The sequence below is a fragment of the Nonomuraea guangzhouensis genome (genome assembly GCF_019396345.1).
Classification (GTDB): domain Bacteria; phylum Actinomycetota; class Actinomycetes; order Streptosporangiales; family Streptosporangiaceae; genus Nonomuraea; species Nonomuraea guangzhouensis.
The window spans coordinates 17,027-31,810 of the sequence record NZ_JAHKRM010000013.1 but is presented as its reverse complement, the minus strand read 5'-3'; the positions used below and the strand labels follow the sequence as shown (position 1 = coordinate 31,810).

Below are 14,784 nucleotides of genomic sequence, written 5' to 3'. Positions count from 1 at the left end.
AAACCAACTATCGTCAACCGCCCACGACGCGGAACCAGAGCCCACTCCACCCCCCGCCGAACGGCTTGCCCTCCTTGTCCGTGCCCCGGCCGTCCAGCGACATCGTCTACCCCGTGCCGGCGGCGAACACCACATCCACCCAGTAGTTGCTGGCCTGGTAGCTCTTCGTCGGGAAGCCGTTCGTCGCGCCGTACCGGTACAGGCCGTTGCCGCCGCTGCTCGCACTGTCCGGAGCGATGAGCGGACCGTTGGTGTACTGCGTGGCGAAGTAATTCCTGTCCACCGAGTAGAACCCCGATGTCGTGAAGTACGAGACCACATAGGTGGTATTGGCAGTGATCGTGACCGGTGTGGAGAAGTCCGCCCGTTGCCAACCGCTCGCCGTCTCGTTGCTGAACGCCGCCGACGCCAGCAACTGACCACTGCTGTTCCACAAGTACCCGGTATGGCTCCCGGTGTTCTGCGCCCCCTTGAAGAACCGGACCCCCAGGATCCTGCCGGCCGTCGTCGACCTGAACTTCACGCCCAGCGCCACGGCCGACGGATCGTCCGCCGACTGAACCGCCGGAACCGTCGAGTCATCCCACAGGCTGTTGGTCGGCGGCGGAGCGGACGTCGTGTAGACCACGTCCACCCAGTAGTTGCTCGCCGAGTATGTCCTGTTGGGGAAGATGCTGCTCCCCGCGTACCGGTACACGCCATTGCCACCGCTGCTCGCACTGTCCGGAGCTGTGAGAGGTCCGTTTACGAACGGGCTCGTGAAGTACGAGAGGTTCTGCGCGTATCCCCCGTTGGGCGCGAAGTACGAGGCCACGTAGGTGGTGTTGGCGCTCACGTCGACCGGGGTGGAGAAGTTCACCTGCTGCCAGCCACTCGCCGTCTCGTTGGTGAACGTGGCTCTCGCCAGCAACTGACCGCTGGTGTCCCAGAGACTCCCGACGTGGGTGCCGGTGTTGCCCGCCCCCTTGTAGAACCTGATCCCCGAGATGGCTCCCGCGGACGAGGCCCGGAACTTCACCCCGACCTCGACCCCGCTCGTGTCGTCGGTAGCGGGCACGGCGGGCACGGTGGACGGCGTCCAGATACTGCACGGGCAGCCCGTGGTGACGTTTATGGTCCTCGAGGTGGGGTTCGCCTGGAGGTTGCCGCTGTCGTCGACCGCCCTGACCATGATGGTCTTGGAGCCGCCGGTCTGGAATGACGCTCCATACTGCCAAGTGGCGCGGCCCGTCGCCTGACGCCACTGGGTGCCGCCGTCGATCGACACCTCCACGGCGGCCACCACGCCGCCCCCGGTGTCGGCCGCCGTTCCCTGGATCAGGACGCTTCCGGACGGCACGGTCGCCCCGGCGGCCGGACTGGTGATCACCGTGGTGGGTGGAGTGGTGTCGGTCGACGCGGTCGCCGCGACAAGACCTGACTGGAGGCTGACCGGCTGGGCTCTCATGTCGGCCAGGAGATTGACCGTCGCCTGCTGGATTCTGACATCTGTGGGGGTGCCCGCCCGGTCATGGACGGCGTCCAGGCCCCACGACCACTGGACCGTGCCGGCGCCGAAGACGAGCCCACCGCCGGAAGGCTTGTAGAGCGTCAGATTGTGCGTCGCGGTCCCGGCGCCGTAAGTGGACCCGTAGTCGAGCAGGTATTTGTTGGTCGTGGTCAGCGTCGTCCGGGAGAGCCGGATCAGCCCCGGCGGGGAGAAGTCATCGTCGGGAGACAGATCCCATTCGAACCCGAGCATTCCCGCCGCGAAGTTCGCGGTCTGCCCGGGCTGCAGGTTGGCCACGGACGTGTTGCGCCAGAACCGCATCGGGCCGTACTCCGCCGGAACGCTCATCGGGTCGTTGACGGTCCCGTTGATCACGAAGCGAGTCCCGCTCACCCGGTTCTCCGGCCTGCCCCCGTCCGACGGCGGAGAGAATCGCGGGTCGCGCCACGTCCCGGTCCACAGGGGGCTGGGGTCGATCTTGGCGTTGGCGTGCGTCTCCTTGTAGCAGACGAGCGTACGGAACGGCGTGGACGTGCCGTCGATGCTCGGCTCCCACCTGGTCTTCCAGAACATCTCGTTGCCGGAGAAGAACGCCACGTTCACGCCACTGTTGCGGGCGGTCTCGACGGCGTTGCGCTGCTCGTTCGACCAGTACTCGTCATGCCCGACGGACAGGAACGCCCGGTGCTCCAGCAGTTCCGCACCGTGCGCGGCGGTCTCCACCTCGCTGGAATAGCTCACGTCGTAGCCGTTGGCCTCGAGCCAGCGAATCATGGGGTATTCGGCGTTGAAGAAGAAACCCTCGGGCGCGTCCATCTGCCCGGAGCCACGCGTGACGAACGGGCGGTTGTAACTGACCTTGTAGGCGCGGCCCGCCGGGCTGCCGAAGTACAGGCTGTTGCCGCCGTACCTGTTGTACGCCTGCCAGGTCGTGTCCGAGGTCTGCACCAGGATCTCCGCGCCCCTGGTGTCGTCCCGGACCACGAAGATGACGTGGCTGGCCCCGCTCCCGTCCTCCCGCTGCAGCTTCGCGATGTAGACGCCGGAGACGACGTCGTTGGGCACCACCCAGGAGGCCGACACCGCCCAGTTCCCGCAGTCGATGAGCCCGGTAGCCGCATCCGACAGGCAGTTGGGCTGCGTCTGGGGCAGGGAGACGGACGGCTGGACCGTCGTGATGAACCGCGCCCCCATGCCGCCGTAATAACCGATGCGGTAAATGTCGATGCGGTAATCGCTCGAGACGGTGTCGACCTTGAACCGTACGGTCTCCCCTTTGACGGCGCTCATCTGCGTCGCATAGCCCTGGATGGTCGTGCTGCCCGCCCCTACGACGTCCCATTCGCTGGCCGGGTTGCCGGGCTTGTTGTTCTCATTACAGATGACGGAGGTCGGCGGACAGACCGCTCTCCTGGCGCCACGCGGCCTGCCCAAGCGAGCCGCACGCACCTGCCTGCGCACCCCTTTCGCGACCCGCGCGGCAAACCCCGACGCACTCCGCCCCGGCCCTTTGGCGACCGCGCCACCGACCGGACCAGCAGGGGCCGCTCCACCGACAGGACCAGCGGGGGCCGCTCCACCGACCGGATCGACCGCGACGACCGGTGACGGCGCTTGAACCGTGGCCCCTGACCCACTCTCCAGCCCGCACACAAAGCCCGCGGCTATGGCAATACCCAGCCCGATCCTGGACAGCCGCCGCCCGACACCGGCTCTCTTCTCATGGTCAGACACGTGCACCCCAGGTCAAGACGCGAAATCCGCAGTGATCATCTACTCGTGACGCATGCTACGGCCCGAACCTGGCGCTCCTAATGTGACCACTGATATGACAGCAGCTCTTATGAAATGGGCGTGTCGTCACTTATAACGAGAAAAATCCCCGAAAACAAAAGATCGCCAACCAGCGAATCCATTGCAACCTCAAACCAGCCCAAATCAACCCACAGGAAACACCGGTCGAAGCGAAACGGAGGCCCTCCTCACGGCGCGACTGAAAGCAGCACCCGAGCCCCCGGCCACGAAGCCCGCCGCAGAAGAGCGGGCAGTAGATGGCCAACCACCGAATCGGATAACGGACGGACCGCCCAAGAAAAACGCCCGGAGCGAAGCGAAGGCCCTACAGGGGGTCGGGACCAGGCCCGACTGGAAGAAAACAGCCCGAGCGAAGCGAGGCCCTTTGGCCCGACGCTGGGGGTTCGGGGGTTATCCCCCGATGTAAACAACAAGGAGGCCGCGGGGAGCATGCCCCCCGAAGGGGGTACATGCGACCAAAACAACCCCGCCGACGCGTGGAGCTATGGGGATTCGAACCCCAGACCCCCTCCATGCCATGGAGGTGCGCTACCAGCTGCGCTATAGCCCCTGGTCACCGCTACGAGTCCACTCGTTGCGGCGCTCCGAGAGCATATAGCCATCGCTGGGAATCGCCTAATCGTGGCGTCCGTGCGCCACCCCGGCCACCAGAACGGCCAGCCCGTCCAACTGCCGCCGCAGCCCGAACTCGAAGAGCGAGTCCAGGTCGAGGTCGAGTCCGGGCTGCACGATGACCCTGGCCATGGTCGGGAAGCCGCCGGAGGACAGCACCTCGGCCAGTTGCCCCTCCCTGGCCCGCACCCACTCGTCGTCGCTCTCCGCCCGCGCCTGAACCTCGGCCTCCAGGCTCGCCGCGACCCCGCGTACGAACCCGGCCAGGGACACGCTGGCGTGCAGCATGGCGTTCGGGGTGAGGCCAAGGCCGTCGAGGGCCCGCAGCACCCATTCGGTGTGCGCCATTCCGTTGCGGACGAACTCGGGTCTGGTGAGCGGGATGGCCTGGGACAGCCACGGGTGGCGGCGGTAGAGGCGCCACTGCAGCCGCAGCGACACCTCCAGTTGGGCGCGCCAGCCGGCCGGCGGCTGGGCGGGCAGCGGTATCTCGCCGTAGGCGGCGTCGGCCATCAGGTGGACGAGCTCGACCTTGTTCCGTACGTGCCGGTAGAGGGACATGGCCGAAGCGCCGAGTTCGATGGCGATGCGGCGCATGGTGACGGCGGCCAGCCCCTCGCTGTCGGCGATCTTGATGGCGGTGCGGAGGATGCGCTGCTTGGTCAGGTCCGGTACGGGCCGGCGGGCGAATTCCAGCGTCCCGCCACGGCCACCGTCGGCCAGCCGATCGATCCGGGTCAATCCATCCGCATCCGGCAAGTGGTCGGCATGCTCGACCACAACGGTGCCGATCCCCGGCACCGGACGTACCAGCCCTTCGTCCCGGAGCGCTCCGATCACCTTGGTGGCCGTGGCCATCGCCACGCCCCAGTCCCGCATGATCTGCCGCGTGGACGGGATCCGGTCCCCCGCCACCAGTTCCTCCGCGGCGATCCGCCGCCGCAGCTCGCGGACGATCCGGAGGTAGGGCACCTCACCTCGATCCACCGCGGAATCTCCTCATCGCTCTAGTGCGCCGAACGACATAACACCACATCGTCCCTGTCGCCCGCACTAGAGCGACAAATCCTGGTATCTCGAGCAAGACCGCCCTATGGCACGCGTACGCCGTACACGCCCAAACCGCCCCAGGGCATGCCAAAACCGCCGCACGACGTGCTACGCGCGGCGGGGAGAGGCTAAGCCTCAGGCCGGTCGTCGCTGTTGACGGGCTCAGGCAGCGTGCCCGCGTTGTGCTCGAGCAGCCGCCACCCCTTACGCCCCTCCTGCAGCACCGACCAGGAGCAGTTGCCGAGCCCGCCCAGCGCCGGCCAGAGTTCCTCGGGCAGCCCGAGCATCTCGCAGATGCCCAGCCGCAGCGCCGCGCCGTGCGAGGTCACCACCAGCAGGCCGTCGTGGTCGAGCCGGTCCGCCCAGCGGCGCATGGCGACGGCCACCCGGCGGGCCACCTCGCCGACCGGCTCGCCGTCGGGCGCCTCCCAGGCCACGTACTCCTCCGGCCAGCGCGCGGCGATCTCGTCGCGGGTCAGGCCCTCCCACTGGCCGCCGCCGCGCTCCCGGAAGTCCTTGTCGACGGAGACCTCGAGGCCGACGATCCGGCCGAGCGCGAGCGCGGTGTCGTTGGCCCGCTGGAGGTCGGAGGAGACGATGGCCGTGGGCCGCAGCGACGCCAGCAGCGACGCGGCCCGGGCCGCCTGGGCGACGCCGGTCTCGTCGAGCGGGATGTCGGAGTGGCCTTGAAAGCGGTGCTCGACGTTCCAGAGCGTTTGGCCGTGCCTGAGGCAGACGATCCTCTTGCTCAAGTGCGGGCCCGCTGGATGTTGGCCTGCGCCACGCTCTCCGACAGAGGGATGGCCGGGCAGTCCTTCCAGAGGCGCTCGAGCGCGTAGAAGGTGCGGTCCTCCTCGTGCTGCACGTGCACGACGATGTCGAGGTAGTCGAGGAGCACCCAGCGGCCCTCTCGCTCGCCCTCGCGGCGTACCGGCTTGGCGTCTACCTCGGTGCGCAGCTTGTCCTCTATCTCGTCCACGATGGCGCGGACCTGGCGATCGTTCGTGGCGGAGCAGAGCAGGAACGCGTCGGTGATGACGAGCTGCTCGCTCACGTCGTAGGCGAGGATGTCATCTGCCAGCTTGTCGGCCGCGGCTTCGGCGGCGATCTGGACCAGCTGAACGGCTCTTTCGGATGCGGTCACGATGCGGGTCGGTCCTCCTGTGTCGGCAACATGCCCCTATAGCGAGGGTACCCGTTAGCGCTCCGGAGCCCCACGTACGGCACGAGTACCTTCAGCCCTCCGCATGATAAAGGCCGCGCTTGTTGATGTACTGCACAATTCCATCCGGCACCAGGTACCAGATCGGCTCGCCCTTCTCCACCCGCTGCCTGCACTCCGACGAGGAGATGGCCAGCGCGGGGATCTCGAGCAGGGTCACCTTTCCCGGCGGCAGGCCCGGATCGTGCAGGGTGTGACCAGGCCGCGTACATCCCACGAAATGGGCGAGCTCGAACAGCTCCTCGGCGTCCTGCCAGGTGAGGATCGCCCCGAGGGCGTCGGCTCCGGTGATGAAGTAGAGCTGTGCCTGCGGTCCATATATTTCGGAAATATCACGCAAAGTGTCGATGGTAAAAGTGGGTCCGGGCCGGTCGACGTCCACCCGGCTCACCGAGAAGCGGGGGTTCGACGCGGTCGCGATCACGGTCATCAGATAGCGGTCCTCAGGCGCGGAAACCTCGCGCTCCGACTTCTGGTAGGGCCGGCCCGTGGGCACGAAAACAACCTCGTCGAGATCGAAATGGTGCGCCACCTCGCTGGCGGCGACCAGGTGGCCGTGGTGTATCGGGTCGAACGTCCCGCCCATCACACCCACGCGTCGCAATCCCTGGACACTCGGCGCGTTCATCATGAAAGGACCCTACGCGGAAGCTATCCGACACCATCATGGGACCCCCCGCCGACCTCCACGGTGACGAACGTAAAGATGAACGCGCATCGTCCCGGCTCCCGACGTAGCATGCCGGGCATGACGACCACCCCGGACCGAAACCGCGTCCAACTGCCCGGCATCTCGTCTCGTGCCTACGAACACCCCGCAGACCGGTCCGCGCTGGTCGCTCTGCGTAAGTTGAGTGGGTTCGACACGGTTCTCAAGCAGATGTCCGGCCTCATCAGTGAGCGCCGCCTGCGCCTGATGTATCTGGCGTCGGCCGTGCGCGTGAGCGAGACCCAGTTCCGCTCTCTCTACGACATGGGGCGCGATGCCGCCTATGTCCTCGACCTGCACCGGATCCCCGAGATCTACGTTCAGCAGGACCCGCAGGTCCAGGCCAAGGCCATCGGCTTCGACGACCCGTTCATCGTCGTGACCACCGGCCTGCTCAACCTCATGAACGAGGAGGAGCAGCGCTTCGTCATCGGACACGAGACCTCGCACATCCTGTCGGGTCACGCCGTCTACCGGACGATGCTCGACATCCTCACCCGCCTGGCCACCCGCGTCGCCTGGATCCCGCTCGGCTACATCGGCCTGCGCGCGATCGTCGCGGGCCTGGAGGAGTGGTACCGCAAGTCGGAGCTCTCCTCCGACCGCGGCGGCCTGCTCACCGGCCAGGACCCCGACGCGGCCAAGCGCGCGCTGATGAAGCTGGCCGGCGGCGCCTACACCCACGAGATGAACATCGAGGCCTTCCTGGAGCAGTACGCGGAATACGACACCGCGGGCGACCTTCGCGACGGCTTCCTCAAGGTGCTCAACCTGCTCGGCACCACTCACCCGTTCGCCGTGGTGCGCGTGGCCGAGCTCGACAAGTGGCACCGCGGCGGCGAGTACGAGCGCATCCTCGGCGGCGACTACCCGCGCAGGGAGGACGACCCGAACGCCCGCGTCACCGACGAGATCAAGGCCGCGGCCGAGTCCTACCGCGCGTCGTGGTCCCAGTCGCAGGATCCGTTCATCGGCGTGCTGCGCGACGTGGCAGAGGGCGCGGTCAACGCGGGCGAGCGCATCTTCAACCGCTTCTCCCGCCGCGACGGTGGCCAAGGCTAGCCTCAGCAGTCACACCAGCGTTCAGCTAGTCACAGAAGCAACGCGATAGCGCGCACCGCCGCCGCGCACAGGGCGACGAACCCGCCCAGCACGGCCAGTGCGCGCAGCCCTTCCCTGCGCAGGTCCGGCAGACGAGCGCCGACCCGCTCGATCTCGCGTCCGGTGATGCCGCCGCACAGCATCCCGAACACGACGCCCGCGGCGGTGACCGGCGCGGGCTGCTGCCACCAGTCGGAGTCGATCTGACCGCCACCGATCAGCCAGAGCGCGCCACCCGCCGCCATCGCGACGGGCACGCCCGGCCATGCCACGGCGGTCGCGGTCGCCCCGGCGAACGCGAACGGGAAGAGCACCACGCGCAGGGTCACCCTGACCCGGCGTGACACGCGCTTCCTGACCATCCAGTGGCTCATCCAGAGCGTCCTGGTCAGCAACACGAACACGGCGGTGATCCCGATCGTCGCGATCGGCCAGATCACCGACGCCACCACACACGGCACGGCCAGCACAGCGAGCAGCAGCAGCGCCGCGTTGCCCGCGGGCAACGCGGTGGTGCCCGACTCCGACCTGACCCCGGTGTCGCGGGTGCCCGCCGTCCGGGGCTTCCCGGTCACGGCCCGCGCGCGGCTCCGTACGGGCGTGGCCTTCACGCCCTCGCCCGTACGGCTCCGCAGCACGGCGCTCTTTCCGTCCGTGGCCATCCGGCCCCGGGGAGCGGGCACCTTTCCGTCCGAGTTCGTACGGCCTCGAGGCGCCGGGACCTTCCCGTCCGCGTTCGACCGCGTACGCGGCGCGGGAACCTTCCCGTCGTCAGCCGTACGGGTGCGTGGCTTGGCCTCCTCACCGGTCCGGCTACGTGGCTTGGCCTCTTCACCGGTGCGGCCGCGCGGCTTGACGTCCTCCGCCGTACGCGTGCGCGGCTTGGCCTCTTCGCCGGTCCGGCCGCGTACCGCGGCGCCCTCCTCGGCCGAGGACACCGCGCGGGCGGGATCGGGCTCGGGCGGGCTGGTCACCTTGGCCAGCCGGGACAGGCGGTCGGCGAGCAGCGCGGCCGTCGGGCGCTTGCCCGGCTCGCGGTTCAGCGCGGCCCGCACCAGCGACAGCAGCGCCACCGGCACGCCCTTGAGGTCGGCCTGCCCGTTGAGCACCGCGTACATCTGCGCCTCGGCCGTCCCCCGCCCGAACGTCGGCCGCCCGGTCGCCGCGAACGCCACCGTCGCCGCCCACGCGTGGATGTCGGCGGGCGAATCGACCTGCTCGTCGGCGAAGATCTCGGGCGCCGTGTAGCCGGGTGTGCCGAGGAAGGTGCCGGTCATGGTGAGCCGGGTGGCGTCGTGCACCTGCGCGATGCCGAAGTCGATGAGGACCGGGCCCTCGGCGCCCATGAGGATGTTGGCGGGCTTGAGGTCGCGGTGCACCACCCCGGCCGCGTGGATGATCGCGAGCGCGGTGGCGATGCCCTGCGCCAGCTCGACCAGCTGCGCCATGTTGAGCGGGCCGCTGTGCCGGACCCGATCGAGCAGCGTGGAGCCCTCGATGTGCTCCATGACGAGGTAGGGCCGGTCGCACGACAGGTCGGCGTCGAGCACCTTGGCCACGTACGGGCTCTCGACCCGGCGCAGGGCCCGGACCTCGCGTTCGAGCCTGACCCGCATGGAGTGGTCTTCGGCCAGCTCGTGCAGGACCTTGAGGGCGACCCGCTCGCCACGGCGGGAGCTGGCGAGGTAAACCTCGCCCATACCGCCCCGGCCGAGCCTCTCAAGCAGGGTGTACGGCCCGACCTTGCCGAGCTTGGTCACCGTCCCTCCCCGCCCGGCGCGCCCATAAGGGACACAACCCTAGCGCTGGGAACGCTCACAGCGCGTGCGGCGCGCCGAAGCTTTATTGGCGAGGTTGCTCGGACAGCATGCTGTCGAGCTCGGTCGAGGGTTGCGCCGACAGGTTTTCGCGGCCCTTCCTTCGCCAGTGGACGTGGCCGCGGCTCTCCAGCCAGAGCAGCAGCCGGTCCGCGCCGAACAGCACCGCGGCCGAGCAGGCCAGGGCGATGACCATCTCCATGAGGTCCAGTCAACCGAGCTCCTCCGCTGACCGGTCACACCGACACGCCGCCGCTGCCCAATCTCGTCAGGCGCCTGACCGGGGAATGACCGTACCGGCTGATGTGCGTAGATGCCCTTCGCCGGTGTAGACCCATTTGGTGGACGTCAGCTCGGGCAGGCCCATCGGGCCACGCGCGTGCAGCTTCTGGGTGGAGATGCCGATCTCCGCGCCGAACCCGAACTCGGCGCCGTCGGTGAACCGGGTCGAGGCGTTGACCGCCACGGCCGCCGAGTCGACCAGCGACACGAACCTGCGCGCCGCCTGCTGCGACCGGGTGACGATGGCATCGGTGTGCCCAGAGCCGTAGCGCCGGATGTGGGCGACGGCCTCCTCCAGCGAGCCGACGACGGCGGCGGCGATGTCGAGCGAGAGGTATTCGGCGAGGAAGTCGTCCTCCGTGGCCGGCTCGACCTCGCCGTAGGCGGCGATCCGGTCGTCGCCGTGCACGGTCACGCCCGCGTCCTTGAGCGCCTGGAGCGCCCTGGGCACGAACGCGTCGGCGACCCCGGCGTGGACCAGGAACGTCTCGGCCGCGTTGCACACCGACGGCCGCTGCGCCTTGGCGTTGATCAGGATGTCGACGGCCAGGTCCAGGTCGGCGTCGGCGTCGATGTACACGTGGCAGTTGCCGACGCCGGTCTCGATCACCGGGACCGTCGACTCCTCGACCACCGAGTTGATCAGCGACGCGCCACCGCGCGGGATCAGCACGTCGACCAGGCCGCGGGCCCGCATCAGCTCCTTGACGGAGTCACGCGTGAGACCGGGCACGAGCTGCACCGCCCCGGAGGGCACCTCAGTGCGCTCCAGCGCCTCCTGCATGACCCGCACCAGCACGGTGTTGGAGGAATAGGCACTGGAGGAGCCCCTGAGCAGCGCCGCGTTGCCGCTCTTGAGGCAGAGCGCGGCGGCGTCGACGGTGACGTTGGGGCGGCCCTCGTAGATGATGCCGATCACGCCCAGCGGCACCCTGAGCTGGCGCAGCTCCAGGCCGTTGGGCAGCGTGCTGCCGCGGATCACCTCGCCGACGGGGTCGGGCAGGTCGGCCACCTGGTGGACGGCCTCGGCGATGGCCTGGATCCGGCGTGCGTCGAGGCGCAGCCGGTCGATCATGGCTTCGGGTGTGCCCTGCTCCCGGGCCTGCGCCACGTCCTTGGCGTTGGCCTCGACGATCTCGGCGGTGTGGGCGACGAGCGCGTCGGCGATGGCGCGCAACGCCCGGTCCTTGGGCGCCCGCGGCAGCGGGGCCAGCTCGGCGGCGGCCTCTCGCGCCGCGCGGGCGACCTTCAGGAACTCCTCGGACATCACACGCTCCTCCGCGGGGTGCTGACAGCGCCCCGGCTGCTTACTAGTTGTGGGCTTCCAGTATGACGATGTCGTCGCGGTGGATCAGCTCGCGTTCGTATTCCGGACCGAGCTCGTTGCCCAGCTCCCGGGTCGAGCGGCCGAGCAGCCCGGGGATCTCTCCCGCGTCGAAGTTGACGAGCCCGCGCGCCACCACCGCGCCGCGCGGCCCGCACAGGTCCACCGGGTCTCCGGCCGCGAAGTCGCCCTCCACCGAGGTGACTCCGGCGGGCAGCAACGACTTGCGCCTGGCGACGATGGCCTCCACCGCGCCGTCGTCAAGCAGCAGCCGCCCGCGTCCCGTGGTCGCGTGGGCGAGCCAGAGCAGCCGGGTGCCGGGGTGCCGGCCGCCCGGGTGGAAATAGGTCCCGACATCGGCCCCGGCCAGCGCCTGGGCGGCGTGCGCGGCGGCTGTCAGCACGACGGGCACCCCCGCGCCGGTGGCGATCCTGGCGGCCTGCACCTTGGTGACCATGCCGCCGGTGCCGACGGCCGCGCCGTTCTTGCCCAGCTCGACGCCGACCAGGTCTTCGGGGCCGCGGATCTCGGCCAGCCGCCGCGACCCGCTGCGGCTCGGCGGGCCGTCGTAGAGGGCGTCGACGTCGGAGAGCAGGACCAGCGCGTCGGCGTGGATGAGGTGGGCGACCAGGGCGGCCAGGCGGTCGTTGTCGCCGAAGCGGATCTCGTCGGTGGCGACGGTGTCGTTCTCGTTGACGATCGGCACGATGCCGAGCTCCAGCAGCCGGTTGAGGGTGCGCTGGGCGTTGGCGTGGTGGGCGCGGCGCATCATGTCGTCGGCGGTCAGCAGCACCTGTCCGACGCGCAGGCTGTAGCGGGCGAAGGAGGAGGTGTAGCGGGCGACCAGCACGCCCTGGCCGACGGACGCGGCGGCCTGCTGGGTGGCCAGGTCACGGGGGCGCGCGGGCAGCCCCAGCGGGCCGAGGCCCGCCGCGATCGCCCCCGAGGAGACCAGGACCAGGTGCGTCCCGGCGCGGCGGCGGGCGGCCAGCACGTCGACCAGGGCGTCGACCCGGTCGACGTCGATCGTCCCCTGAGGGGTGGTGAGCGACGACGAACCGACCTTGACGACGACCTTTGACGCTGAGCTGATCTGTTCCCGCACGCTACGAAGCCTATCGGAGCCCGGCCACCCGCCTCCGCCCGGTTTCCCCGCTCCCCGCCGGGGTCCGCGGTGTCTCTAGCCGAACCTGTTGTCGGAGCCGCGCGGTCCCTGTCGTACGGACTCGGCGTTGAGCGTGGGCTGCCAGTCGAAGACGTAGCCGCCCTCCATCGACCCGATGACGACCTCGGCGCCCGCGGTGGCCCCCGCCTTGACCAGCTGCTCCTCCACACCGAGCCGCTCCAGCCGGTCGGCCAGGTAGCCGACGGCCTCGTCGTTGGTGAAGTCGGTCTGCCTGATCCAGCGTTCGGGCTTCTCGCCGGTCACCTGGAAGAGGTTGTCGTTGACCCGGCGGACCTTGAACCCGGCCTCGCCGAGCTGCTTAGGCCTGAGCACCAGGCGCGTGGGCTCTTCGATGGGCTTGGCGGCCCTGGCGGCGGCCACCCATTCGCCCATCGCGAACGTCAGCTCCCGCAGCCCGTCGTGGGTGGCGGCCGAGACGGTGAACACCTTCAGCCCCCGCTCCTCGAACTCGCCCCTGACCAGCTCGGCCAGCTCACGGGCGTCGGGCACGTCGGCCTTGTTCAGGACGACGATGCGGGGGCGGTCCTCGAGCTTGCCGTACGCCTCGAGCTCGGCCTCGATCACCTGGTAGTCGGTGATCGGGTCGCGTCCCGGCTCCATGGTGGCGCAGTCGATGACATGAACGAGCATGTCACACCGCTCGACGTGGCGCAGGAACTCGTGCCCGAGCCCCTTGCCCTGCGACGCCCCCGGGATCAGCCCCGGCACGTCGGCCACGGTGAACACGGTCTCACCCGCGGTCACCACGCCCAGGTTCGGGATCAGGGTGGTGAACGGGTAGTCGGCGATCTTCGGCCGGGCCGCGGACAGGGCCGCGATCAGCGACGACTTCCCCGCGCTGGGGAACCCGACGAGCGCCACGTCGGCGACGCTCTTGAGCTCCAGCATGACGTCGAGCGCGTCCCCCGGCTCCCCGAGCAGCGCGAACCCGGGCGCCTTACGCTTCGTGGAGGCCAGCGCCGCGTTACCGAGCCCGCCGTAGCCGCCTTCGGCGATCACGTACCGGGTCCCGACGCCCACCAGGTCGACGATCACCTCGCCGGTGGCGGCGTCCTTGACGACCGTTCCGTTGGGCACGGGAATGATCACATCCCCGCCGTTGGCCCCGTCCCGGTTGGACCCTTGGCCCTGCTTGCCGTTGTCGGCCTTGCGATGTGGCCTGTGGTGGTATTCGAGCAGCGTGGAGGTGTTGGGATCCACCTCAAGGATCACCGCGCCGCCGCGCCCGCCGTTACCGCCGTCGGGCCCGCCCAGCGGCTTGAACTTCTCCCGGTGGACGGACGCACACCCGTTGCCCCCGTCACCGGCCTTGATGTGCAGCACCACTTGGTCCACAAAGTCAGCCATCCCGGCCCCTCCTCCTAGGCCGATCAAGGCCCATCACATAGCCCAGTCCACGGACCGGGGCCAAGAACGCGTATGTCACGGTGCGCGAGAGCCGGACACCGTGAAAACGCACTCAGGGGCGGATCGAGAACCCGATCCGCCCCTGAGCAGGAAACTCTAGAAAATCTACTCCGCCACCGGAACGATGCTCACGGCGCGACGTCCGCGCTTGAGACCGAACTGCACGTGGCCGGCGGACAGCGCGAACAGCGTGTCGTCGCCACCGCGCCCGACGTTGTCACCGGGGTGGAAGTGCGTGCCACGCTGCCGGACGATGATCTCGCCCGCGTTGACCAGCTGGCCGCCGAAGCGCTTGACGCCCAGGCGCTGCGCGTTGGAGTCACGGCCGTTCCGGGTGGACGACGCGCCCTTCTTGTGTGCCATCTCTCTAACTCCCGCTCAGGCCTGGTCGATACCGGTGATCTTCACCTGGGTGTACCGCTGACGGTGACCCTGGCGCTTCTTGTAACCGGTCTTGTTCTTGTACTTGAGGATGCGGATCTTCGGGCCCTTGGTCTCACCGAGAATCTCGGCGCTCACCATGAACTTGCCCGCCTCCGTGGTCACATCGCCGTCGTTGACGACGAGCACCGTGGGCAGCGAAACCGAAGAGCCGACCTCGCCGGCGACCTTGTCCACCTCGAGGACGTCACCGACGGAGACCTTCTGCTGCCTGCCGCCGCAACGAACGATCGCGTACACCGCGGAACCCTTCTACTGACTTCTGAATGCTGCGCCCGGCATTCGGTGCTGTCTGGAACCGACGAACCGAGTAGGCGCGCGAACAGGGC

The 14,784-nt window shown here is 68.9% G+C and carries 13 protein-coding genes and 1 tRNA gene; 1 reads left to right on the top strand and 13 read right to left on the bottom strand.

The window, feature by feature from the left end; genetic code table 11:
- Positions 1-106 precede the first annotated feature (106 nt).
- From KME78_RS26365 to nadD, 6 genes are all read right to left on the bottom strand, one after another.
- Complete coding sequence (locus KME78_RS26365; protein WP_246651914.1) at positions 107-2,923, bottom strand: DUF4082 domain-containing protein; 2,817 nt, start codon at positions 2,921-2,923, stop codon at positions 107-109.
- Positions 2,924-3,781: 858 nt separating this feature from the next.
- Positions 3,782-3,854, bottom strand: a tRNA-Ala gene (locus KME78_RS26360).
- Positions 3,855-3,919: 65 nt separating this feature from the next.
- Positions 3,920-4,903: a TetR/AcrR family transcriptional regulator C-terminal domain-containing protein gene (locus KME78_RS67315; protein ID WP_219532035.1), complete on the bottom strand. Its 984-nt coding sequence runs from the start codon at positions 4,901-4,903 to the stop codon at positions 3,920-3,922.
- A gap of 191 nt (positions 4,904-5,094) precedes the next feature.
- Entirely contained in the window at positions 5,095-5,718 is a 624-nt protein-coding gene (locus KME78_RS26350) for a histidine phosphatase family protein (RefSeq protein WP_219532034.1), read from the bottom strand.
- Positions 5,715-6,110 carry a ribosome silencing factor gene (gene rsfS, locus KME78_RS26345; RefSeq protein WP_219532033.1) on the bottom strand — a complete coding sequence of 132 codons (396 nt, stop codon included), beginning with the start codon at positions 6,108-6,110 and terminating at the stop codon, positions 5,715-5,717. Before rsfS ends, KME78_RS26350 begins: the two co-directional genes overlap by 4 nt.
- A gap of 91 nt (positions 6,111-6,201) precedes the next feature.
- Positions 6,202-6,819, bottom strand: coding sequence for a nicotinate-nucleotide adenylyltransferase (nadD, locus tag KME78_RS26340; RefSeq protein ID WP_219532032.1), 618 nt, complete (start codon positions 6,817-6,819; stop codon positions 6,202-6,204).
- Between the two features lie 108 nt (positions 6,820-6,927).
- Here nadD and KME78_RS26335 point away from each other — a divergent pair, with 108 nt between their 5' ends.
- Entirely contained in the window at positions 6,928-7,959 is a 1,032-nt protein-coding gene (locus KME78_RS26335; protein WP_219532031.1) for a M48 family metallopeptidase, read from the top strand.
- Between the two features lie 29 nt (positions 7,960-7,988).
- Here the strand turns inward: KME78_RS26335 and KME78_RS26330 are convergent, their stop codons facing one another.
- The 7 genes from KME78_RS26330 to rplU all read right to left on the bottom strand — a co-directional run bounded on the left by KME78_RS26330 (position 7,989) and on the right by rplU (position 14,695).
- Positions 7,989-9,758 (bottom strand): serine/threonine-protein kinase, encoded by a 1,770-nt coding sequence (locus KME78_RS26330; RefSeq protein WP_219532030.1) that lies wholly within the window; start codon positions 9,756-9,758, stop codon positions 7,989-7,991.
- 82 nt (positions 9,759-9,840) lie between these two features.
- Positions 9,841-10,017: a hypothetical protein gene (locus KME78_RS26325; protein WP_219532029.1), complete on the bottom strand. Its 177-nt coding sequence runs from the start codon at positions 10,015-10,017 to the stop codon at positions 9,841-9,843.
- A 66-nt stretch (positions 10,018-10,083) separates the two neighbouring features.
- Positions 10,084-11,364 (bottom strand): glutamate-5-semialdehyde dehydrogenase, encoded by a 1,281-nt coding sequence (locus tag KME78_RS26320; RefSeq protein WP_219532028.1) that lies wholly within the window; start codon positions 11,362-11,364, stop codon positions 10,084-10,086.
- A 43-nt stretch (positions 11,365-11,407) separates the two neighbouring features.
- The gene (gene proB / locus KME78_RS26315) at positions 11,408-12,526 is read right to left on the bottom strand and encodes a glutamate 5-kinase (RefSeq protein ID WP_219532027.1); all 1,119 of its coding nucleotides are present in this window, start codon (positions 12,524-12,526) and stop codon (positions 11,408-11,410) included.
- Positions 12,527-12,601: 75 nt separating this feature from the next.
- Positions 12,602-13,954: a GTPase ObgE gene (gene obgE / locus KME78_RS26310; RefSeq protein WP_219532026.1), complete on the bottom strand. Its 1,353-nt coding sequence runs from the start codon at positions 13,952-13,954 to the stop codon at positions 12,602-12,604.
- Between the two features lie 165 nt (positions 13,955-14,119).
- The gene (gene rpmA / locus KME78_RS26305; protein ID WP_219532025.1) at positions 14,120-14,377 is read right to left on the bottom strand and encodes a 50S ribosomal protein L27; all 258 of its coding nucleotides are present in this window, start codon (positions 14,375-14,377) and stop codon (positions 14,120-14,122) included.
- Positions 14,378-14,392: 15 nt separating this feature from the next.
- A complete protein-coding gene (gene rplU / locus KME78_RS26300) occupies positions 14,393-14,695 on the bottom strand; it encodes a 50S ribosomal protein L21 (RefSeq protein WP_103963887.1) in 303 nt (100 codons plus the stop codon).
- Positions 14,696-14,784 lie beyond the last annotated feature (89 nt).